This is a genomic window from Paenibacillus phytorum, from assembly GCF_013141715.1.
In the GTDB taxonomy this organism is placed as follows: Bacteria; Bacillota; Bacilli; order Paenibacillales; family NBRC-103111; genus Paenibacillus_E; species Paenibacillus_E phytorum.
Genome location: NZ_WHOA01000030.1, coordinates 21,671 through 42,989 on the forward strand (window position 1 = coordinate 21,671; position 21,319 = coordinate 42,989).

General features: G+C 44.1%; 22 protein-coding genes and 1 riboswitch. Of the genes, 9 read left to right on the forward strand and 13 right to left on the reverse strand.

The window, feature by feature from the left end; genetic code table 11:
* Positions 1 to 199: 199 nt before the first annotated feature.
* The 4 genes from GC098_RS04815 to htpG all read left to right on the forward strand — a co-directional run bounded on the left by GC098_RS04815 (position 200) and on the right by htpG (position 4,441).
* Positions 200 to 559: an MmcQ/YjbR family DNA-binding protein gene (locus tag GC098_RS04815; protein WP_171641447.1), complete on the forward strand. Its 360-nt coding sequence runs from the start codon at positions 200 to 202 to the stop codon at positions 557 to 559.
* A gap of 158 nt (positions 560 to 717) precedes the next feature.
* A complete protein-coding gene (locus GC098_RS04820) occupies positions 718 to 1,794 on the forward strand; it encodes an alpha/beta fold hydrolase (RefSeq protein WP_171641449.1) in 1,077 nt (358 codons plus the stop codon).
* A gap of 45 nt (positions 1,795 to 1,839) precedes the next feature.
* On the forward strand, positions 1,840 to 2,430 hold the full coding sequence (locus tag GC098_RS04825) for a TetR/AcrR family transcriptional regulator (RefSeq protein ID WP_171641451.1): 591 nt from the start codon (positions 1,840 to 1,842) through the stop codon (positions 2,428 to 2,430).
* 130 nt (positions 2,431 to 2,560) lie between these two features.
* Positions 2,561 to 4,441: a molecular chaperone HtpG gene (gene htpG, locus GC098_RS04830; protein WP_171641453.1), complete on the forward strand. Its 1,881-nt coding sequence runs from the start codon at positions 2,561 to 2,563 to the stop codon at positions 4,439 to 4,441.
* Between the two features lie 50 nt (positions 4,442 to 4,491).
* On the opposite strand, the gene GC098_RS04835 is transcribed toward htpG, so the two are convergent.
* Positions 4,492 to 4,665, reverse strand: a complete 174-nt coding sequence (locus GC098_RS04835; protein WP_157036959.1) for a hypothetical protein — start codon at positions 4,663 to 4,665, stop codon at positions 4,492 to 4,494.
* 83 nt (positions 4,666 to 4,748) lie between these two features.
* Positions 4,749 to 4,845: riboswitch (cyclic di-GMP riboswitch) on the forward strand.
* Between the two features lie 39 nt (positions 4,846 to 4,884).
* On the opposite strand from GC098_RS04835, the gene GC098_RS04840 reads away from it, so the two are divergent.
* Positions 4,885 to 5,076, forward strand: a complete 192-nt coding sequence (locus tag GC098_RS04840) for a hypothetical protein (protein WP_171641455.1) — start codon at positions 4,885 to 4,887, stop codon at positions 5,074 to 5,076.
* Between the two features lie 184 nt (positions 5,077 to 5,260).
* Here GC098_RS04840 and nrdR read toward each other — a convergent pair whose 3' ends face one another.
* Positions 5,261 to 5,740, reverse strand: coding sequence for a transcriptional regulator NrdR (gene nrdR / locus GC098_RS04845; RefSeq protein WP_029199331.1), 480 nt, complete (start codon positions 5,738 to 5,740; stop codon positions 5,261 to 5,263).
* 108 nt (positions 5,741 to 5,848) lie between these two features.
* On the opposite strand from nrdR, the gene GC098_RS04850 reads away from it, so the two are divergent.
* On the forward strand, positions 5,849 to 6,073 hold the full coding sequence (locus tag GC098_RS04850; protein WP_090817514.1) for an alpha/beta-type small acid-soluble spore protein: 225 nt from the start codon (positions 5,849 to 5,851) through the stop codon (positions 6,071 to 6,073).
* Positions 6,074 to 6,185: 112 nt separating this feature from the next.
* On the opposite strand, the gene GC098_RS04855 is transcribed toward GC098_RS04850, so the two are convergent.
* The 4 genes from GC098_RS04855 to mutM all read right to left on the reverse strand — a co-directional run bounded on the left by GC098_RS04855 (position 6,186) and on the right by mutM (position 9,078).
* Positions 6,186 to 6,758, reverse strand: coding sequence for a lytic transglycosylase domain-containing protein (locus GC098_RS04855; RefSeq protein ID WP_171641457.1), 573 nt, complete (start codon positions 6,756 to 6,758; stop codon positions 6,186 to 6,188).
* Positions 6,755 to 7,351, reverse strand: coding sequence for a dephospho-CoA kinase (gene coaE / locus GC098_RS04860; RefSeq protein WP_171641459.1), 597 nt, complete (start codon positions 7,349 to 7,351; stop codon positions 6,755 to 6,757). Before coaE ends, GC098_RS04855 begins: the two co-directional genes overlap by 4 nt.
* Positions 7,352 to 7,376: 25 nt before the next feature.
* Complete coding sequence (locus GC098_RS04865) at positions 7,377 to 8,120, reverse strand: MntP/YtaF family protein (protein ID WP_171641461.1); 744 nt, start codon at positions 8,118 to 8,120, stop codon at positions 7,377 to 7,379.
* Between the two features lie 97 nt (positions 8,121 to 8,217).
* Entirely contained in the window at positions 8,218 to 9,078 is an 861-nt protein-coding gene (gene mutM / locus GC098_RS04870) for a DNA-formamidopyrimidine glycosylase (protein WP_171641463.1), read from the reverse strand.
* A gap of 129 nt (positions 9,079 to 9,207) precedes the next feature.
* Between mutM and GC098_RS04875 the strand changes: the two genes are divergently transcribed.
* Positions 9,208 to 9,474: a hypothetical protein gene (locus GC098_RS04875; protein WP_171641465.1), complete on the forward strand. Its 267-nt coding sequence runs from the start codon at positions 9,208 to 9,210 to the stop codon at positions 9,472 to 9,474.
* Between the two features lie 163 nt (positions 9,475 to 9,637).
* On the opposite strand, the gene polA is transcribed toward GC098_RS04875, so the two are convergent.
* The gene (polA, locus tag GC098_RS04880; protein ID WP_171641467.1) at positions 9,638 to 12,298 is read right to left on the reverse strand and encodes a DNA polymerase I; all 2,661 of its coding nucleotides are present in this window, start codon (positions 12,296 to 12,298) and stop codon (positions 9,638 to 9,640) included.
* Between the two features lie 133 nt (positions 12,299 to 12,431).
* On the opposite strand from polA, the gene GC098_RS04885 reads away from it, so the two are divergent.
* A complete protein-coding gene (locus GC098_RS04885; protein WP_171641469.1) occupies positions 12,432 to 13,181 on the forward strand; it encodes an HAD family hydrolase in 750 nt (249 codons plus the stop codon).
* Here the strand turns inward: GC098_RS04885 and GC098_RS04890 are convergent.
* Positions 13,167 to 14,945 carry a GGDEF domain-containing protein gene (locus GC098_RS04890; RefSeq protein WP_171641471.1) on the reverse strand — a complete coding sequence of 593 codons (1,779 nt, stop codon included), beginning with the start codon at positions 14,943 to 14,945 and terminating at the stop codon, positions 13,167 to 13,169. The genes GC098_RS04885 and GC098_RS04890 overlap by 15 nt on opposite strands.
* Before the next feature lie 179 nt (positions 14,946 to 15,124).
* Here GC098_RS04890 and GC098_RS04895 point away from each other — a divergent pair, with 179 nt between their 5' ends.
* Positions 15,125 to 16,702 carry an ATP-binding response regulator gene (locus GC098_RS04895; RefSeq protein ID WP_171641473.1) on the forward strand — a complete coding sequence of 526 codons (1,578 nt, stop codon included), beginning with the start codon at positions 15,125 to 15,127 and terminating at the stop codon, positions 16,700 to 16,702.
* A 58-nt stretch (positions 16,703 to 16,760) separates the two neighbouring features.
* Here GC098_RS04895 and phoU read toward each other — a convergent pair whose 3' ends face one another.
* From phoU to GC098_RS04920, 5 genes are all read right to left on the reverse strand, one after another.
* A complete protein-coding gene (gene phoU / locus GC098_RS04900; protein WP_171641475.1) occupies positions 16,761 to 17,420 on the reverse strand; it encodes a phosphate signaling complex protein PhoU in 660 nt (219 codons plus the stop codon).
* Positions 17,421 to 17,445: 25 nt separating this feature from the next.
* Entirely contained in the window at positions 17,446 to 18,210 is a 765-nt protein-coding gene (pstB, locus tag GC098_RS04905; protein ID WP_036635822.1) for a phosphate ABC transporter ATP-binding protein PstB, read from the reverse strand.
* Positions 18,211 to 19,068, reverse strand: a complete 858-nt coding sequence (gene pstA, locus GC098_RS04910) for a phosphate ABC transporter permease PstA (protein WP_171641477.1) — start codon at positions 19,066 to 19,068, stop codon at positions 18,211 to 18,213.
* Complete coding sequence (gene pstC, locus GC098_RS04915) at positions 19,065 to 20,000, reverse strand: phosphate ABC transporter permease subunit PstC (RefSeq protein WP_171641479.1); 936 nt, start codon at positions 19,998 to 20,000, stop codon at positions 19,065 to 19,067. The genes pstA and pstC overlap by 4 nt, the downstream gene beginning before the upstream one ends.
* A gap of 159 nt (positions 20,001 to 20,159) precedes the next feature.
* Positions 20,160 to 21,068: a phosphate ABC transporter substrate-binding protein gene (locus tag GC098_RS04920; protein ID WP_171641481.1), complete on the reverse strand. Its 909-nt coding sequence runs from the start codon at positions 21,066 to 21,068 to the stop codon at positions 20,160 to 20,162.
* Positions 21,069 to 21,319 lie beyond the last annotated feature (251 nt).

Below are 21,319 nucleotides of genomic sequence, written 5' to 3' on the forward strand. Positions count from 1 at the left end.
TTGCCTCCGGATCGTTTATTTTGATCAAATAGCGCCCTCTCGTTCCCCTTATTGGGTTTCAAGCGCAGATTTCCCAAAATTACGAATCGACGTTCCGCTAACTAGAGCTCGGGTGACATTCCCTTGGAATTGGCGATTATGAGTATGATAGAGCTACTACATATATAATAAATGGTTACATTCACGAGAGGAGAAGATCATGGTTACTGCTGATGAAATTAGAAGCATCGCGCTGTCTTTACCGGAAACGGAAGAACAAGACCATTGGGAAAAACCTTCCTTTCGTGTACGCAGCAAAATTTACGCGGTTATCCAACCAGATGGTTTATCACTCGTGATTAAAACGACCAAAGAGGATCGAGCGGCTTACACCACGATGGATCCTGATGCTTATCAGATGCCAGACAGCTTCCAAAACTTAGCGTTCATGATTTTACGAATGGATCGTGTCCATCCTGAGGAATGTCGTAATATGCTTACGCTAGCCTGGAGTCTTGTAGCTCCTAAGAAGGTCGTAAAAGCTTTTAATGAAAAAGGGCAAGAGTTAAAACAAGATTAACTTACATAAACAGCTGCTTAACGCTTGGAAACCCAAGCGTTTTTTTATTGTTTGCATAGTCAATAGCCTATTGACTGCGAATTGAAAATGATTTAAGCTACACATATGATTTATCGATGAATGAATTATTCATTTAAAAATAAGAACGAGGTGCACGAATGAATAAAAAACATTTAGTTTGGGATCTGCTCCTACGAAAGCTAAATCAGCGTAAAAATGCTAAGAAACTTAACTTCCATACGCCAAATGGCATCGCCCAGGAACGATTCATTCAGATTGGCGGCATTGATCAGTGGATCACCATTCGCGGGGAGGATCGCAGCAAGCCCGTCCTGTTCTTCATTCACGGCGGTCCCGCATCAACTTATACCGTCTTCTCTCCATTGCTGCGTTCATGGGAGAAGCACTTTACCATCGTCCAATGGGACCAGCGCGGTGCAGGTAAGACATTCCGCAGGAATGGTGTGAATGGAAGCGGAGAAATTACTTTTGACAGCCTCGCACATGATGGGCTTGAGGTTGCCGAATTCCTATGCGAACATCTCAATCAAGAAAAAATTATTCTTGTTGGCAGCTCTGTGGGCAGCTGTATAGGTGTCATGATGGTTAAGCGCCGACCAGACCTCTTCCATGCCTATGTAGGGACTGATCAGAATGTCGGCCCAGATCCGGATCATTTGTCGTATCAGATGACACTGGAAGGACTTCGAACTGCTGGGAACAAAAAGGGCATGCTGGCGATCGAGAGAATTGGACCTGATCCCTCGCAGTGGAGCCGCAAAGACTTCGATGAAATGAACCAATGGATCATTAAATCTATTACAACGGTTCCTAATATGATTATGGACATCATGCTGCCTGCTATTCTGTCGTCGCCGGGCCACACCATACGTGATATTATAGACATTTTCAAAGGCATGAACTTCTCCTTGGACTTTCTTTTTGATGAACTCATGACCTTTGACGTCCGCAAACTCGGGTTGGAATTTGACATACCTTTCTTCATCTTCCAAGGTGATACTGATGCCATAACACCAACCGCTTTAGCCCAAGCCTTTTTCGATGATATTATTGCTCCTCACAAAGAAATGGTTCTTATCCAAAATGCAGGCCATCTCGCAGCCTTTGCACGAACGGAGCAATTTCTAGATGAACTTAGGATGAGGATAAGTCCACTAGTAGACTCGGCAAGCAAGAAGGATGATGTTTCACTTCAACTTAAGAAGACTATATAATAAGTTTATTGAAATGAAATTATGCAGATCGGAGATTGACAGCCATTGTCCCCATTAAATGAACAACAATTAACTCAGATACGTGATGATCGCAGAGAACAGATCAAGAAAGCTGCTCTTACCGTATTTGCCCGCCACGGAATCGCAGGAACCAAAATGAGCATGATCGCGGCAGAAGCTGGCATCAGTCAAGGCCTCTTCTACCGTTACTATAGCTCCAAAGATTCGCTATTCACTGCACTCGTTCAAGAACTCATGGAAGAAGCAGGCAAGGAAATTGCTTACATTGCTCAAATACCTGGCACTCCCGTGGAACAAATTAATGCGTTGACTCAAGGAATGCTGGATGAGGACAATAAGCATGCTTTCATGCTTATTCAACAGGCACGAAAAACGGATGATGTACCCGAAGAGGTGAAGCAAGCCCTTGAACAGCATTCCCCGAAAGTTCTTATTGATCAGCTAGTCCCTATTTTTATCAAAGGGCAGCAAGCAGGAGAATTCTCTGAAGGTGATCCCCGGGAACTGTTGTCGTGGTATTTTAACATCATCAACAGTCTGATTATGCAAGAACAAGAATATGAGGAGTATGGGTTTCCAAGCGTGGATATTCTCATGCGGATTATTACGAAATAATGCTCCGCTTTGCCATACCAATTGACATTGAAAAAAAGGAATGTTATAAAGATAGGGATGGCACTCGAAGACTGAGAGTGCTAATAATCATCTCTGACTAATTTCTACATATTTGAAAGGAGATCTCCCATTGGAAAAGAAACAGTTTCAAGCTGAATCCAAACGCTTATTGGAAATGATGATCAATTCGATTTATACGCAAAGAGAGATATTTCTAAGAGAGCTTATCTCCAATGCCAGCGATGCTATCGACAAAATTTACTACAAAGCTTTAACCGATGACACGTTGGTATTTGACAAAGATAGTTATTTCATTAAAGTGGTTGCTGACAAAACGAATCGCACACTGACGCTGCGTGATACTGGTATTGGTATGACGAAGGAAGATTTGGAGAATAACCTGGGGATCATTGCGAAGAGCGGATCTTTGGCCTTTAAAAAAGAAAATGAAGCAAAAGACGGTCACAATATCATTGGCCAGTTCGGTGTTGGCTTCTATTCAGCGTTTATGGTTGCAGATGTCGTTACGGTTACTAGTAGAGCTTTAGGCAGCGATGTTGCTTACAAGTGGGAGTCCACTGGCGCTGATGGCTACACAATCGAAACAGCTGAGAAAGACGAAGTGGGCACGGAGATCATCCTGAAAATTAAGGATAATACGGAAGATGAGAACTTCGATGAGTATTTAGACGAGTATCGTTTAAAAGCGATCATCAAAAAGTACTCCGATTTCATCCGTTACCCTATTAAAATGGACATTACCGGAAAAAGGCTGAAAGAAGGCAGCGAAAGCGAATTCGAGGATTACCAAGAAGAGCAGCATGTCAACAGCATGGTTCCAATTTGGAGAAAAAACAAAAGTGAACTGACTCCGGAAGATTACGAGAAGTTCTACCACGAGAAACATTACGGCTTCGATAAGCCGCTCAAACATATTCACGTTAGCGCTGATGGCGCTGTGGTCTATCAAGCTATCCTCTTTATCCCAGAAAATATTCCTTTTGACTATTATTCCAAAGAATATGAAAAAGGCTTAGAGCTCTACGCTAATGGCGTATTGATCATGAACAAATGTGCGGACCTGCTTCCTGACTATTTCAGCTTCGTTAAAGGAATGGTTGATTCCGAAAGCCTATCGCTCAATATTTCCAGAGAAATGCTGCAGCATGACCGTCAATTGAAACTGATTGCCAAAAACATTTCGAGCAAGATCAAAGGCCAGCTGCAAAGCCTGCTGAAGGACGAAAGAGAGAAATATGAGCAATTCTACAAATCCTTCGGCCGACAGCTCAAATTCGGCGTCTACAGCGATTACGGAAGCCATAAGGACGTCCTGCAGGATCTATTGATGTTCCATTCCTCCAAGGAGAAAAAGCTGGTTACCTTGGACGAATACGTGGCAAGAATGCCGGAAGATCAGAAGTACATTTACTATGCTTCTGGAGAATCGATGGAAAGAATCGATAAGCTTCCACAAACAGAGCTAGTCACAGATAAAGGCTATGAGATTTTGTATTTCACTGATGATATCGATGAATTTGCGATCAAAATGATCATGACCTACAAAGAAAAAGAATTTAAATCCGTTTCAAGCGGTGATCTTGGTATTGAAATGGATGACAGCCAAACGGAAACCGATGCTGACAAAAATGACAACAAAGAGCTTTTCGATTATATGAAAGACCTGTTGTCAGGCAAAGTTACAAATGTAAAAGCATCCAAGCGTCTTAAAAAGCACCCTGTGTGCTTATCCACCGACGGCGATGTGACGATCGAAATGGAAAAAATCTTAAATGCAATGCCGAATAATCCTAACGTGAAGGCTGAGAAAGTACTGGAAATCAACGTCAATCACGAAGTATTCGCTTCCTTAAAAGACGCTTTTGACAAAGACAAAGAGAAGCTGAATCTTTATACGGCCCTGCTCTACAATCAAGCGCTCTTAATCGAAGGATTGCCTCTTCAAGATCCGGTTGAATTTACGAACGATATCTGCAAAATCATGGTTTAATACGATTAAAGCACTACAACTATTACGTTGTAGTGCTTTTTTTTATAGGATCAACCACTCTTGTAGTCGGGAAAGGTTTCCTTTACCTCATATTGTTTCTTCGAGTCCGAGTTTGCATACACATAAGCCAATAAGCGATCTTGATCAATTCCGAGAGAGCTAGCCACCTTTACGATATCTAATTCATAAGAAATGTTTGGAATTTGATTGGACTTGACGGACATATGCTTCAACCATCCTTCGAATAATGTAATTAATGGTAAATCAATCTGTAAATATGATATAGTTTTCTTACAAGCATAAATCGGTACGATAAAGGCAAAACCACTGAAAAGTGGCGACGCAAAGCTACAGGGACTAAAATGGCATTCTTTGAATGTCCAAAATGTCAGCCAGCTACCGCCTCCGTCCGATTCATGTAGAAAGACTAGGAGGGAACAAAGATGATAGGAAAAATTACGGTGGATGGTAATATGAGTTTAGATGTACAACAATTGATTGATAACTTGCATCTTCCAGAAAGTGATCTTTTGAATATGTTCTCCTTTAAGTTTGATAACAACGTTTTAACCCCTGATGAAGCTATTCGGTTTATTCATTTTCTCAGAAGTGAACTGGACAAACGCACTCAATAAAGGAATTATGCACGAAAGCATACAAAAATACAGTCGGTTGATGTCTAAAGATTTACTTTTTTTAAATAAATTTTAATCGCACGATTGTTGATATTATGGGAAAAAATGAGAAAAGACAACGGGAATCCCGCTGTCTTTTTCTTATTTTTTGTCATATTTAGAGATTAAATTATTAATTTTTGATTTATTTATCCCGGAGCAGTCCGGTGTCATGCTTTCCCAATATTTGCGTTAACTCCTTCAAGAACATATTAATGTCCTTAAACTGTCGGTATACGGAGGCAAAGCGAATGTACGCCACTTCATCGACGGGGTACAGCTGTTCCATGACGATTTCTCCAATGCTTAAACTATCCACTTCAGCATGAGCCGTGGTGCGAAGCTGCATTTCCACTTCAGATACCATCATCTCAAGCCTCTCCATCGATACCGGGCGCTTCTCACAAGCTCGAATCAAGCCTCTTAATATTTTCTCTCGACTAAATTCTTCCCTACTTCCATCTTTCTTAATCACGATTAACGGCGTTTCTTCCACCATCTCAAATGTGGTGAATCTTCTCGCGCACTTCTCACATTCTCGACGACGACGAATCGATTTGTTTTCATTGGCTGAACGTGAATCAAGAACTTTCGTACCGGAATAGTCACAGAACGGACACTTCATTCGCTATCTCTCCTTTCTCTTCTTTGATCTATTACCATATGTTACATGTCATGAACTTGAGAGATATGCACACAATACTATTACCAAACGACAAGGAGGTGAACAGACATGGGCGCAGGACAATCCCGCAGCAGCAATACATTAGTCGTTCCTCAAGCTAACGCAGCGTTGGATCAGTTGAAATACGAAGTAGCTCAAGAGCTAGGTATCGCCATCCCTCAAGATGGATATATGGGCAATATGGCTACTCGTGATGCTGGTTCTATTGGTGGTAACATCACTCGTCGACTAGTACAAATCGCTGAGCAATCCTTGGCTGGTCAATTCAAGTAATCTTGAATCCTAGCTACTGAAGCTCAAAAACAGGAAGTATTGGACTCTAAGCCCCCAAAAGGAGCTAGTCCAATGCTTCTTTGTTTTTGAAGAGGAATCGGAATCCTAATCCTTATTTACCCCATTGCTGAGAATAAAGCTTCGTGTATTTTTCGTAATAATAGAGCACCCGCTGTACATAATGACGTGTTTCTCCGAATGGAATTTGATTAATATGCTCTTCCGAACCATCCCAAATGTCATTTTGCTTCCATTTATTCACATTCCCTTGACCTGCATTATAAGCCGCAATCGCATAAATTAAATTACCATTATAATGCTTCTTAAGCCAGCTTAAATACCAAGAACCAAGATTAATATTTACGTCCACTTTTAATAAATCTTCCTGCACATGAGGCCCTAAATTCGTGGATTCAACAATCCACTCTGCGGTGTCAGGCATAAGCTGCATAAGGCCTAATGCCCCTTTTCTTGACTCCAAATGATATTTGTAATTCGTCTCGACCCTAATAATCGCAGCAATTAAAAATGGATCTATATTGTGTTTCGCCGCGCTCTGCCTAATTTCCTGCTCAAAGTAGATCGGGTACACCTTTCTTCCGATAAAATCGCTATTCATAAAGAGAACCAGAACAAAACAGACAAGAAGCAGGGCAAAAACTCGTTTTTTACGTAAAAAGGTCATGAAAGCCCCTTCTCTAGCCAAAACCGCTCCAATTCAGCGTTAGTTTCTTCCCATGTACCACTGTTGTCAATGACAACATCCGCGAATTTGCGTTTCTCCTCTATGGACATCTGAGCATCTATGCGATTATTCGCCGCACTTTCCGTCAGTCCATCTCGATGCATAAGCCGCTCCAACTGGACTGGACGTGGCACATAAACAACCATAACTTCTTGAAACATGAAGGATAAATTAGATTCGATTAATAAAGGGACATCGACCACAACAAGTTTGTCTGGAAATTGCCGTTCATAGGCTTCCATCTGTTCACGAATTTGTGCACGAATTGGCGGATGCAGAATACTTTCCAGCTGCTTGCGTGCCTCGGTATTACCAAAAATGATCTCGCCAAGCTTCTTGCGATGGAGCGATCCGTCAGCCTGAAGAACGACTTGTCCAAAATGTGCAGCAACCTGTTCAAGAACAGGGCTGCCGGGCTCGACGACATCGCGGGCTATGGTATCCGCATCTACTAATAGGGCGCCGCGGCTAACCAGCATGGCGCTAACCGTGCTTTTGCCGCAAGCGATTCCTCCTGTTAACCCGATATTCATGGGCAAATCTCTCCTAACGTGCGTCCTACAACATTTTCAAAAGACCCATAATAATGAGTACACATCCCGGAAGTATAGACAGTTTCTTCATCCAATTCATCTCCGCATACCGTAAACCAAACCGCAAACCTAATGCAATAAATGAACCACTTGATATCGAAATGACGGAAGCCGTTAACAGTGGAACGAAACCGATTAATGCTGCTCCAATGCCTGCACCGAACGCATCCAATGATAGCGCCAAACCAAGCAAGGTAGCCTCTGAAGCCGAAATATTACCCGATTTGTCAACGTCTGCAATGGATGGTGTTCGCAAAATTTGAATAACAAGTCCGAAGCGTTTCAGCTCGATATTCAGTATTTCCTTCGTTCGTTGCAAAGTATCAAACGTGAGAATCTCTCCAGAACCAGGATGCTTACCCTCTTGTGAAGGATGAACACCGCTTATCGATGCTTGATCTAAAGATGCGACTCCCCCTCGTTCCTGAGACTCTTGAGGCTTTTGTTGTCTCGTTTGAGCTAATGCCCAGATGCCAATCCCAATCAAGATGAGAGCACCGATACGCTTAGCTACCAAGGGAGACATGAAGGAAGACATCAGTACACCGATCTGCATCGAGATGTAGATAATGATACCAGACCAAAGCGATATAATCCCAATGGATAGGAGTGGAATTCGTATTTTACGTAATCCATACATCACACCGACACCGAAGCCGTCCAAAGAAACTGCGAAAGCAAGAATAAGTAGTGAAACTACAGGAAGCATAATACCCCTCCTAAGAGTTTTACCTAGAAACTAGCTTATAAGCCGTTTGTCTAGGCTAAGTACTCCATATCATATGGGGAGGGGAGGCTTCACGTGCCTATTTCTCTGACTTCTTTCGAATTCTAGTCTGCTTTAACGGTTGGCAGGTTGGGCAAATATGCGTTCCTCTGCCGCCAACAACGGTTTTGTAGATCTCACTCCCGCATGTTTTACAGGCTTGAGACTGTCTGCCATAAATGTTCAGTTGATGCTGGAACAAGCCAATTTCGCCTTGTCCATTCACATACGATTTAATGGAGGATCCTCCAACTTCAACTGATTCACTAAGTGTGCGAATGATAGCTGAGTGAAGGAGTACGAGTTCCTTCTTGCTCAGCGAGGAGGCTTCACGTTCTGGATGGATGCCAGCCAAGAAAAGGGACTCGTCTACATAAATATTCCCAATACCTACGATATATTCTTGATTGAGCAGCAGCGGTTTAATCTTGGTCGAACGATGAGCGATCCGGTCTCGGAAAGCCTCGAAGGTGAAGCCTTCATCAAGAGGTTCAAGTCCGAGCTTATGCAGCGGAGGCTGCGTGAGCTCTTCGCCTTTGGGAAACAAATGCATCGTACCAAATTGTCTAACGTCCTTATAGCGGAGCTCGCTGCCATCGGTGAAGCGGAACAACACATGGGTGTGCTTCTCCAACGGATCTTCACCGTCATATAGACCGTACCGTCCTTCCATCCGAAGATGCGAAACCATGACGTAATCGGTAAATATGAAGCGCAGAAATTTCCCTCTGCGTTCTATCGTCTCCACCGTCTGACCTTGCAGCAGAACCTCAAACATATGAATATCGTCCGGCTTTTGGATGATGCGAGGCAGTCTGACCTGAACATGCTCAATCGTTTTACCGGTGATTAGATTGTTCAGCGTACGTCTGACCGTTTCGACTTCGGGTAGTTCAGGCACGGATGTTCACCTCTTCTTTGTGTGATGATTGACCTAGCGTGCGAGATGGAGAGACCGAGAGAGCCAGATTGGCTCGCTCAGCGGTAAAATCCACCAGCCTCGCCGATTTCAGGTGCTGAGAGGACCGAAATGATCCTATCAGCACCCACGGCATCGCCGGAGCCGCTGAGAGCGCCGATTTGGACCGCTCAGCGGAAATTTACACCAGATTTGCTGATTTCAGGTGCTGAGAGGACCGAAATGTTCCTCTCAGCATCTCACAGCATCGCCGGAGTCGGTGAGAGCGTCGATTTGGACCGCTCAGCGACAATACCACCAGATTCACCGATATCGGTGCTGAGATTGTCCGTTAACGCTGTTATTCAGCGTTATCACACCTCATCGAGCAAAATATAGGAACTAGTATTGAAAAACAACGCTATTAGCAACAAATTCACCCATAACCCCCAGCTTAGCCCTAGTTAGCATTGTTTTTCAGCGTTAATGTGACGATTGACACATCTGAGCCATATTTAACGCTGATAATCGGGAGCCACATTTATAAGTACTAGTGCTTTACTTACTTAGCATCGTACCAAGTAAGGCCGAAGTCAACATCCGCGCTCAGCGGGACATCCAGCTTAAGGGCTGCAGCCATGACTTCCGGTACTAAGCTGCGCATGGTCTCAAGCTCCTCTTCTGGGACTTCAAAGACGAGCTCATCGTGTACTTGAAGCAGCATGCGGCTCTTGAGTCCATCTTGTTTCAAACGGTCGGCCATCTGGACCATGGCAAGTTTAATGATATCAGCAGCCGTACCTTGTATCGGCGTATTCATCGCTGTTCGTTCTGCAAAGGAACGCAGATTAAAGTTCGATGCCGTGATCTCGGGAAGATAGCGGCGGCGCTGCAGCAAGGTCGTGACATAACCGTCCCTGCGAGCATCCTTCACGATCTCATCCATATATTTGCGAACCCCTTGGAAAACAGCAAAATATTGTTCAATGAACTGAGCTGCATCCCTGCGGGTAATGTCTAAGTTCTGGGACAAGCCGTAGTCGCTGATGCCGTACACGATCCCGAAGTTAACGGCTTTGGCCTGACGGCGCATGTTCGCGTCGACGGCGCTCTCTTCCACCCCGAAGACGTCCATGGCTGTCTTCGTGTGGATGTCCATATTCTGAAGGAACGCTTCCTTCAGATTGTCATCCTGCGAGATGTGCGCAAGCACGCGCAGCTCGATCTGTGAGTAATCCGCAGCAAGAATGTACCATCCAGGCTCGGATGGAACGAATACCTTGCGGATCTTACGACCTTCCTCCAGACGAATAGGAATATTCTGGAGGTTCGGGAACTGGCTGCTGAGCCGGCCCGTGGCGGCAATCGTCTGCCGGTAATAGGTATGCACCTTACCGGTCTCCGGCCGCACCTCTTTGAGCAGCCCTTCGACGTACGTCGATTGCAGCTTCGCAAGCGAACGGTAGTTCAAAATCTCCCCTACGACTTCGTGGTAGGGCGCAAGGCGCTCCAGCACCTCGGCATCCGTCGAGTAGCCGGTCTTGGTCTTCTTCCAAGCTGGCAGCCCCAGCTTCTCGAACAAGATCTCGCCGAGCTGCTTCGGCGAGTTGATGTTGAACTCTACGCCGGCGAGCGTGTAGATGCGGGTCATGATCGCATCCAGCTTGCCTACAAGCTCCACGCCGAACGCTTTAAGCCCCTCGGCATCCAACGCTATGCCGCGCAGCTCCATCTCCGCGAGCACGCCCGCTAGAGGCAGCTCTAGCTCGTAGAAGAGGCTATGCATCTCGCTCTTCTCCAGCTCTTCGCGCAGCACGGGCACGATGCGCGCAATGGCCATCGCTTTGCGACCCAAGTGGTCGCTAAGCGCAGCAAGCTCAGGCAAGCGAAACTTCGCCCCCTTGCCAAACACTTCCTCGTCGGTCTTAACGCCCGGCAGGCTGTACTTGCCCGTCAAGCCGCTCAAGCTAAGATTCGACTCTGTCGGATCGAGTAAGTAAGCGGCCAACAGAGCATCGAAATCCACACCTTTGAGGTGGATACCTTGCCAAGCCAGCACCAGCTGGGCACGGTGTTGGTCGAAGAGCTGCTTCTTCTTGGAATCATCGCTTAGCCAATTGCGCAGCGGCTCGCCCGCTTCACTCTTCAGCAGCGCTAAGGGCACGAAGTAAGATGTATTCGTATCTCCATCATACGTAAACCAGACAACGCCAACCCCCACAGCTTGATGGGGATTTTCCCCAACAGCCTCAACATGGATCGCTGCGTTATCGCCTATTTTGCCAATCAGTTCTTCCATGTTGTCTTCCGTGACAACAACCGCATCCAAACTCTCGACAACTTGTTCCTCATCCACACTGCTTGGCCCGAAATCCATCTTCTCCAGGAGGGATTTGAACTCCAGCTTGCGGAACATACTGGATAAAGCTTGTCCATCAAAGCCATCGTAGCGGAAAACATCCCACTCGGTTTCCATCGGCACTTCACGGAAAATCGTCGCAAGTTCCTTACTCATAATGGCACTTTGCGCATGCTCCTCGACTTTTTCCTTCATTTTGCCTTTGAGGCTTGATGCATTAGCAAGCACTTCTTCTACGGTTCCAAACTCATGCAGCATCTTGAGTGCCGTTTTTTCCCCAACACCCGGAATACCTGGAATATTATCCGACGTATCGCCCATCAACCCTTTGAGGTCGATGATTTGCGCTGGCGTGAGGCCGTATTTCTCTTTTATTTCAGCAGGGTTATAAAGATCAACTTCACTAATTCCTTTACGTGTGATCGCAACGGTCACATGCTCGGAAGCCAGCTGCAGCATATCCTTATCTCCCGAAACCAGAAGCACCTTCTCGCCTCTTTCATCAGCTGCCTTGGTCAAGGTTCCAATAATATCGTCAGCCTCGTAGCCTGTCAGCTCAAACTGTGGAATCTTGAAAGCTTTAAGCAGCTCTTTGATCAACGGAAACTGCTCGGAGAGCTCAGACGGCGTTTTGGCACGTCCACCCTTATATTCCGTATATTCTTTGTGTCTAAACGTTATTTTCCCAGCGTCGAACGCAACGAGAAAATGCGTAGGCTTTTCTTCTTCTATTAATTTCAGCAGCATCGTTGTAAATCCATAAACCGCATTCGTGTGTAAACCACTGGAATTACTGAGCAAAGGCAAAGCATAAAAAGCTCGATTCGCGATAGAGTTACCATCAATAATAATAAGCTTATCCATAAGTTCGCACCCCGATTTTTGACATACTTCCTTCATCATAGCATACGAAATTAAAATAAAAAAACGGTTCCGCACATAAACATGTATGGAATCCATTATTCAATGGGCCGCTCTTCAGAAGGAGGTTCTCCATATGAGCCCTTTTTTCTCACCAATACGCAAAAAGGTTATTTTTTTCGATATGAATAATACGATTCTGGATCGCAGACAATGCTTTGATTCGGCTTTCCTTGAAGTCATGAACGACTTTACGGCGAGATGGGATCCAGGCGAAATGCTTTTTACCAGCCAAGAAGCCCTGCAAAGCTATAAGATGGAGTGGAGCCGTCACCGAAAGGCACCGATTAGGAGCCCCATATCCCCTGATGAGCTGCGCCACATTTGTTTACGTAAAGCTCTTCAACCTATGCCGGTGAACGTCAGTCCTGCCTTTACACGATCTTTTTTCGAACAGGTAGAAGAACAGGAAGATAACTTCGTTGCCCTCTTTCCCGGCGTTGAAGACACACTTGAGGCATTATCACATAACTATAAACTGGCTATCATCAGTAATGGAAATCGGAAAAGGTTGCAGAGTAACTTGGAGAAAATGAAACTCACCAGGTGGATCGATCAAGATCGGTTATTTAGTTCAGAGAAGGATGGACCGCGAAAGCCGCACCCCGCTATCTTTGAGAGAGCCCTAAAGACGATGAGCACGGCTTCAAACCAAAGTGTTATGGTTGGAAATTCGTGGCGTAACGATGTGGTGGGGGCCGCGTCAAGCGGCATGGATGCGATTTGGATACATCCGGGGAATATCAAGAAAATATCCGAGCGCCGAATCGGTAAACAGAAGGTCATTATTATCCGTTCTTTTAAACAATTGTTATACACTTTCTAATTCAAGGCCACTTGAGCCAATTTTTTCAAAATAATAAATACTTCCTTGATGCGCTTTTGCTTTCTTTTTAAGTAGGGCGGCTGTTTGGGAAATATGTTCGAGTGAAATGGGAGATTCACATACACAAACGACTAAAGAGAGCGAAAGCGTAACTCCCTCGCTCTTTACCTTGTTGCCGCTCCGATCCCATACATACTCCCACTCCTCATCCTCATAGAACATCTGCACACCTTGTTCGAAGCGGCGAATGATTTCCTGACACAGTTGTTTTGGAGAAAACGTGGAAGAGATCGCGATAAAATCATCGCCTCCTACATGCCCGACAAAATCATGCGGAGTCCCACAAACCGCAATGGATTGCTGCATAATATCAGCTGTATATTGAATCAGTTGGTCCCCTTTTTGAAATCCAAACCGATCATTGAACCATTTGAAGTAATCCAAATCCGCATATACCACATGAAACGGCTTGTTCTCACTTATCCTCTTGTTCAATTCGCGATTGATTTGCAAATTCCCTGGCAGTCCTGTTAGTGGATTGGCCACGCGCGCAGACTCCATTCGTACATTCGTTATACTCTCAAGAATCGTTCTGATGGATGCTACTCCTCCCATCTTCCCATTGCTTGTAACGATGACTAGGTCGTACAAGTGGTTTATTGCGCGTGAGGTAGCCATCTGTGATACTTCTTCAACAGGCATCAACTCGTCCACGATTAGCGGCGATTCATCCATAATACTGTCAATGGTTCGATTCCAGAACAAGGAGAAGGCGTATTGACCAGTTAATTGTTGAAATAAGCGGTCTCTCATCATGAGGCCAATCGGCACCTCTTCATCCACGATGACAGCACCCACTGCCTCTTGATTTTTTTTGAAGTAATCCACCACTTCCGAAATCAGTTTTTTCTTGTCAAACACTTTCACAGGAGTTTTCAGGTCGCCAATGCTCCAAGTCATACTGCTTCCTTGTACTTTGCGATGCTGCCAAATCAACATTTTATGGATGTCCTGCACCAGCGCGGGAGATTCATTTGGCTTTCCAAGCAAATAGCCTTGGGCATAATGCACGCCGAGCCGAGTTAATTTGGTTAGTTCGTCCGCATGTTCAATGCCTTCAGCGATGAGGGAAATGTTCATTTTATGGGCAAAAGTAACGAATGTTTCAAGGATATACTCTTTTACTTTGTTTTTATGTATATTTTCAATGAGAGAACGATCAATCTTAATAAAATCAGGCTGAAGTTCCGCAATCGCTTGTAGGGAGGAATATCCCGCACCAGCATCATCTATGGCAATTCGATAGCCTTGTTTACGGTAATGCTCCAGAATCTTTTGAGCTAAGGAGGAATCCTCAATCGAACTTCTTTCCGTAATTTCAAAAACGACATTGCTTGGACGGAGTCCGTATTTCTGTAAAATCTCAAGCGTTTTACCAGGAACAAATCCAGGATCGTAAAGCACTTGTGATGAAATATTGATAAAAAGCAATTGCTGCGGATGCTCCAAAATGGATCCTTTAATCGCTTTTTCACGAGCAAGCTGCTCAAGCATGTAGAGCTCCCCTTGCTGCTCTGCGAATTGAAACATGGCCAAAGGTGAATGAAAGGGACTATCTTTGGGACCTCGCGTTAACGCTTCATACCCCATTACTTGACCATCCTGCAGCGAGATAATAGGCTGATAAACGGAATATATGTACTCTTTATCTATCATCTTATAGAATTGTTCCAGCATTTCTGACTGAACCTTCATGTCCATCATCCCTTACCTGAATATACTTATTTCTCTAGTCTATCAAATCAAATGACTGGCTTTATTATCCATATGTAAAATGTATGTAAAGACTTCAAAAAAAAAAGAGGGAATTCAATCTTTTTCCCGAAAAAGAGAAGGATGGATTGTTAGGTGCGTACAATGTACAAGCACGGAAAGGATTTGAAATGGAACAACAAGTAAAAATCTTGGCGGTAGATGACCGCTACGAGAACTTGCTGGCTCTGAATAGCATTCTGGCCTCTTCCAACTATGACGTTATTTCTCTGCAATCGGGCGAGGAAGTTCTGAGATATCTATTAAAAGAACCCGCTGATCACATCGCTGTAATCTTGATGGATGTGCAAATGCCTGGACTTAGCGGCTTCGAGACGGCCGAACTGATCAAGCAGCGAAAAGCTTGTCAGGATATTCCCATCATCTTCCTAACGGCTCTCAGCACCTCTATTGAGCATGTTTTGAAGGGCTACCATGTGGGCTCTATTGATTATTTATTCAAACCTATTCATCCTAAAATGCTGCGCATGAAAGTCGATGGCTTCGTTAACATGCACCTCAATCATCAAAAAATCAAATATCAAAGTGAACTGCTGCATAAGCGAACGCTAGATCTCGAAGAGACCAACCGCAAGTTAGCTGAAGCGGAAGAGAAATTAAAGCAGCAAAATTTTCTTTTGGAACAATGGGTGGAAGAGAGAACCTCCGAATTAGTGGATGCCCATGAAAAGCTCATAAAATCACAGGAACACTTCAAGAAAATGTTCATACTCTCTCCTTCTTTGATGGCTATTCGCCGTCTACCTGATCTCACCTATCTCGAAATTAATGAAAGCTGGAAACAATATACAGGCTATGGCGATGAAATCATTGGAACAACACTAGATCTCTTACGAGCTGAAGTGGGTGATACAAGGAACTGTAATGATGTCATCCATAATTGCAAGGTCAAGTATGAAACCAAGTCCAAGGAAATTCGAACAGCCCTGCTTTCAACGGAAATTATCGATATTGAAAATGAAAGCTGCTTGCTCGAAGTTGCCGTCGATATCACGGAAAGCTTGCGATTTGAATCGGAAATGGCTCGTCTAGCTCAACTCAATCTAGTTGGGGAAATGGCCGCCGGTATTGCCCACGAGATTCGCAACCCGATGACGACCATTCGCGGCTTTCTCCAATTATTTCAAGAGAACGATCGTCATATGCAAAAAGAATACATCCCTATCATGCTAGAAGAGTTGGACAGAGCGAACGAGATTATTACCGAATATTTATCTCTGGCCAAAAATAAGCAATCCCATCAACAACCTGAAAATATCAATCGTATTATCGAAATGCTCATCCCCCTCATCCAAGCTGAAGCCGTCATGTCCGGCAAGCATGTTCATTTCCAATTCAAGGATTGTCCTGTTATTCAACTCGACGATAAAGAAATGCGTCAACTCATATTGAATATGTGTATGAATGGTTTGGAAGCAATGAGCCTCGGCGGTAAGCTGAGAATTGAAACCTACACCGAGACAGAACACGTCGTTCTACTTATTGCTGATGAAGGTATAGGAATTAATGAGGAACATCTGGAGAAGCTAGGAAGACCTTTCTTCACGACCAAAGATGAAGGTACGGGGCTTGGTTTAGCTATTTGCTACAGCATCGCTGCCAGGCATCATGCTTCGATTGAAGTTCAATCAAGTGAGAAAGGAACAACCTTCCTTATTCGCTTTCCAATTACCGCCTCACAAACATGAAAAAGGGACGCTCACAAGTCATGATGACTTAGGAGCGTCCCTTCTATATTGGAATTACTTACACATTCAAGTCTTTGCGTTTCCCCGTGACCATATAAATAACACCTTCACCGATATTCGTTGTGTGATCAGCTACACGCTCTAAGAAATGAGCAACAAACAATAAATGGGTCAACTGACGGTTACGATTGTAATCAGAGCCCATCATCCCCATCAATTCCTGCATCACCGAGCTGTATAGTTTATCCACGCGGTCATCTTTCTCGGCAAGCGCAGCAGCCCTGTGAACATCGCGTTCTGTATAAGAGACTAGGCTCTCATGCAGCATCTCAATGGCAATATCGGCCATTTGAGGAATGACTTCGAGCGGCTTAACAAGCTCTTCTCCAGCAAGACGGATCGTAGTCTTTGCAATATCTACGGCATGATCAGCAATTCGTTCCAAGTCTGTAGCGATTTTCATAGCTGTTCCAATGATTCGCAGATCACTTGCCATTGGTTGTTGTAAAGCAATTAATCGAAGGCAAAGCTCATCGATAGTTGTTAAATAATCATCAATGAGATCATCATTCTTAATGACTTGCCGTGCCGCATTCTCATCGAACTTGGCCAACGACTCCACGGACTTAAGAATCAAATCCTTTACGCTTTCCCCCATATCCTGCAATTCTTTTTGCAAAACTGACAATGATTGATGAAACCCAGGTCTTGCGTCCATTTTGCGTCTCTCCCCTCAGTTGTAGTTAACCGAATCTTCCCGTAATGTAATCTTCCGTACGTTGATCATTCGGATTGGTAAAAATCTTATCCGTCTTGTCCGTTTCCACTAAGTATCCATTAAGGAAGAAAGAGGTCATATCCGAAATCCTTGCTGCCTGCTGCATGTTGTGCGTAACGATGATGATGGTGTATTTCTCTTTCAAAGTTTGTGTCAACTCTTCAACTTTGAGCGTTGAGATGGGATCTAGCGCCGACGTAGGCTCATCCATAAGAAGTACATCGGGTTCTACAGCTAGCAACCGTGCGATACATAAACGCTGTTGTTGTCCGCCGGACAGGCCTAGAGCAGATTTATGCAAACGATCCTTTACTTCATCCCATAAAGCCGCTTGTACAAGACTGCGCTCTACAATTTCGTCTAGGACGGCTTTCTTCTTCGTACCATGGATGCGAGGGCCGTATGCAATGTTGTCATAAATGCTCATCGGAAATGGATTTGGACGTTGAAATACCATCCCTACGCGCTTACGCAGTGAAACAACATCGGAATCGGAATCATAGATATTGTGACCATCCACAGCTACATTTCCAGTAATACGCACACTATCAATGAGATCATTCATACGGTTCAAGGTGCGCAGGAAGGTGGATTTCCCACAGCCTGAAGGACCGATCAAAGCAGCTATTGTACCCGTTTCTATAGCCAATTCAATATCGTGGAGAGCATGATTATCTCCGTAAAATAAATTTAATTTGTCCGCTTTAATCTTATGCTTGGTCGCCACGATTTATTTCCCCCCGGAAAGTCTTTTTTGTAAAATTCGGCTTGGTATGCTGACAAGTAGGTTAAAGATGAGCACGACGATTAGGAGCAGCGCAGCACTTCCTTTAGCGATTTCCTTGGCATCCGGAACTAACGCTTCAGCGCCAACATACCAGAGATGAACGGATAGTGTCTCCCCCATCTTCAGTGGATTGAAATCCGGAAAGAAGCGAGAAACCGATAAGCCGGCTGTATAAATTAGAATCGCAGATTCGCCTAGCGCGCGTCCTGCAATCAAAGTAATCCCCGTAATTAAGCTTGGTAGCGAAGCAGGTATGAGCACTTTGCGAATGGCTTGCCATCTGGTTGAGCCAAGTGCAAGGCTTGCCTCCCAATAAGATTCAGGAACCGTACGGATCGATACCTCTGTGACCCTTACCATAACAGGTAAATTAAGCAGAGCAACCGTCGCGGCCCCACCAATAATTGAAAACTTCAGACCGAGCAAATTGGCGAAAAGTAAGAAACCGAACAATCCAAATACGATAGAAGGAACAGAAGCCAGAGCTTCAACCGAGATTCGTACGAGATCAGTGAACCAATTTTTTTGTGCATATATCGCCAAGTATATCCCCGAGAATAAACCGATTGGAATGGATATCAGCAGGGATAAGAATAGGACATAGAAGGAGTTGAACAATTGCGGGCCTACACCGCCGCCAGCTTTGATCTCCTCAGACTTCCCAAAGATGAAATTCCATGATAAATGTGGAACTCCATCACCTAATATTCGAAATAGAAACCAAGCCAGAATCAAAATAATAACAATGCCCGATGCCCAGAAATACATCGTGGCCAAACGATCCGTTGTTTTGCTCTTCATTTAAGTTCACTCCTTTTGGCTACGATACGGATAATGAGAATTAAGGATAAGGAGATCACTAGTAGAAGAAGCGCCATCAAATAAAGCGCATTATTCCAAGTGCTTCCGTAATTCGTATTCCCCATATCCTTCACAATCGCGGTCGTTAATACCGTTGTTGAGTCAAGGAGTGATTTTGGCATTTGCGGCGAGTTACCAATAACCATGAAAACAGCCATGGTTTCACCGATTGCACGCCCCATGCCAAGGATGATTGCTGTTAGAATACCGGGTCTAGCTGCTGGCAAGAGGACACGCCACATGGTTTGCCAACGTGTTGCTCCTAATGCCAGTGATGCTTCCTCCAGACGTCCCGGCAATGCGCGGATAGCATCTTCTGAGATAGAGAGAATAGTTGGTAAGATCATGATTGCGAGAATGATTGAAGCTGGTAAAATACCGTATCCAACCCCTCCTGTAATTTTACCGAGTGCAGGAACGATAACTGTCATGCCGATTAGGCCATAAACAACCGAAGGGATACCTACGAACAGATCTGTCGCAGGACGCATGATTTCACGCATCCATCTCGGAGCAATTTTAGCCATGAATAATGCCCCTGACAATGCAAGCGGCACTGAAAACACAACTGAAACCAATGTCATGAGCAGCGTGCTGTATAAAAAAGGAAAGGCTCCGAATTTATTTTGACCTGGCGTCCAGTCTGTAGAGAAGAAAAATTCAAAAGGACTGACTCCTTGAAAAGTCTTAATCCCTTGCATTCCCACGAAAACAATGATAGAAAAAATGATGGCAGACACTAGGGCAGCACTTCCAACAAACACCCACCTCATGATGTTATCTTGTCTATGTTGTCCTTGGGTCCATTTCGTGACGATTGGACGACTTTCGTCTGATTTCGCGTTCGTTAGTTTGTCTGCTACGGAATTCAATGGGTAATTCCCCTTTCTCTTAAATACACATTACTTTTATGATAGAACATGATTGTAATTGGATCGTTAATGAATTGTTAAGAGAATGTAAAAGTTTCGTTTTTCAAAGTAAAAAAGAGCGCGGCATAGGATGCCAGCGCTCTTAGTTTGTTCTATTTATTATTTTTTAAGCAAATCTGCAGGCAAGAATTTCAAGTCACGAACTTGTTTACCTTGGAATTCTTTGCTTGTGATGTAAGCGATGAATGCTTTAGCAGGATCTTTCGCTTCACCTTTTGTGTACATATGCTCAACACCAAACAATTTGTAAGTACCGTTTTTGATGTTGTCCTCAGAGAACGCTACATTATCAATTTTCAATGCTTTTACTGTGTCATCAATGTAAGGTGTATCTACATATCCAATGGAGCTGGACTGACCAGCAACAGCTGTTTTCATTGCACCGCTGTTTTCTTGTGTAATACCGTCTTTCGTGAATTCTTTGCCATCAAGAATGATTTGTTTAACTAATGTACGGGAACCTGAGCTATCTGGACGGTGAACAAGAACGATTTTCGCGTCATTGCCGCCAACTTCTTTCCAGTTCGTAACTTTACCCATGTAAATGTCTGCTGCTTGTTGTTTCGTAACATTATCAACTTTTACATCTTTGTTTACGATTAATGCGAATGGAGCAATTGCTACTTGGTGGTCAACAAGACCTTTATCTTTATATTCAGCAGCTGGCTCAACGTCGGAGTTACCGATGTCTGAAGTACCGTCTGCTACGTTTTTAATTCCTGTGCCTGATCCGCCTGCAGTAACGTTGATCGTTACTTTTGGATTTTTTTCCATAAACTCAGTAGCAGCTTGTTTAACTAATGGAAGAAGCGCGCTTGAACCTGAAGCAGTAACCGTACCGCTTAGTTCTGTTTTTGTTGGAGCAGCAGAAGCAGCTGCACTAGCAGCAGGTGTTGGAGAAGCAGCATTTTTAGTATCTGTTTTTGCGCCGCAACCAACCAATGACCCCATCATTAATACCGCGGAAAGTGTGAATGTAATTCCTTTTTTCGACATGAACTTAAACATAGTTAGCATGTCCTCCTTTGATTTGTATGTTACTTGTTATGTTAGTATCGATTCCACTTTGTTGTCTGTCGAACTAACTTACTTACCTATCGTAACAACCGAATGTAAAATCCAAACCCACGAAACGTAAACGTAATGTAAAACTTTTAATTGTTCTTTCATTCATTAGAAGTATGGGTAAATTTACATATCTTTAACATAGTTTGATGCTTTAGTTAATAGAAGCACCCTATATTAATAAGTATAAACAC

Bases quoted from the DNA above. Each gene is read 5' to 3' on its own strand.
- GC098_RS04840 (WP_171641455.1), top strand. From the start codon at position 4,885: ATGATAGGAAAAATTACGGTGGATGGTAATATGAGTTTAGATGTACAA.
- GC098_RS04890 (WP_171641471.1), bottom strand. From the start codon at position 14,945: ATGATGGACATGAAGGTTCAGTCAGAAATGCTGGAACAATTCTATAAG.
- pstA (WP_171641477.1), bottom strand. From the start codon at position 19,068: ATGAAGAGCAAAACAACGGATCGTTTGGCCACGATGTATTTCTGGGCA.
- coaE (WP_171641459.1), bottom strand. From the start codon at position 7,351: ATGAATATCGGGTTAACAGGAGGAATCGCTTGCGGCAAAAGCACGGTT.
- GC098_RS04885 (WP_171641469.1), top strand. From the start codon at position 12,432: ATGAGCCCTTTTTTCTCACCAATACGCAAAAAGGTTATTTTTTTCGAT.
- GC098_RS04820 (WP_171641449.1), top strand. From the start codon at position 718: ATGAATAAAAAACATTTAGTTTGGGATCTGCTCCTACGAAAGCTAAAT.
- GC098_RS04815 (WP_171641447.1), top strand. From the start codon at position 200: ATGGTTACTGCTGATGAAATTAGAAGCATCGCGCTGTCTTTACCGGAA.
- nrdR (WP_029199331.1), bottom strand. From the start codon at position 5,740: ATGAAGTGTCCGTTCTGTGACTATTCCGGTACGAAAGTTCTTGATTCA.
- GC098_RS04865 (WP_171641461.1), bottom strand. From the start codon at position 8,120: ATGCTTCCTGTAGTTTCACTACTTATTCTTGCTTTCGCAGTTTCTTTG.
- GC098_RS04835 (WP_157036959.1), bottom strand. From the start codon at position 4,665: ATGTCCGTCAAGTCCAATCAAATTCCAAACATTTCTTATGAATTAGAT.
- GC098_RS04895 (WP_171641473.1), top strand. From the start codon at position 15,125: ATGGAACAACAAGTAAAAATCTTGGCGGTAGATGACCGCTACGAGAAC.
- GC098_RS04920 (WP_171641481.1), bottom strand. From the start codon at position 21,068: ATGTTTAAGTTCATGTCGAAAAAAGGAATTACATTCACACTTTCCGCG.
- phoU (WP_171641475.1), bottom strand. From the start codon at position 17,420: ATGGACGCAAGACCTGGGTTTCATCAATCATTGTCAGTTTTGCAAAAA.
- GC098_RS04855 (WP_171641457.1), bottom strand. From the start codon at position 6,758: ATGACCTTTTTACGTAAAAAACGAGTTTTTGCCCTGCTTCTTGTCTGT.
- polA (WP_171641467.1), bottom strand. From the start codon at position 12,298: ATGGATAAGCTTATTATTATTGATGGTAACTCTATCGCGAATCGAGCT.
- GC098_RS04875 (WP_171641465.1), top strand. From the start codon at position 9,208: ATGATCCTATCAGCACCCACGGCATCGCCGGAGCCGCTGAGAGCGCCG.
- GC098_RS04850 (WP_090817514.1), top strand. From the start codon at position 5,849: ATGGGCGCAGGACAATCCCGCAGCAGCAATACATTAGTCGTTCCTCAA.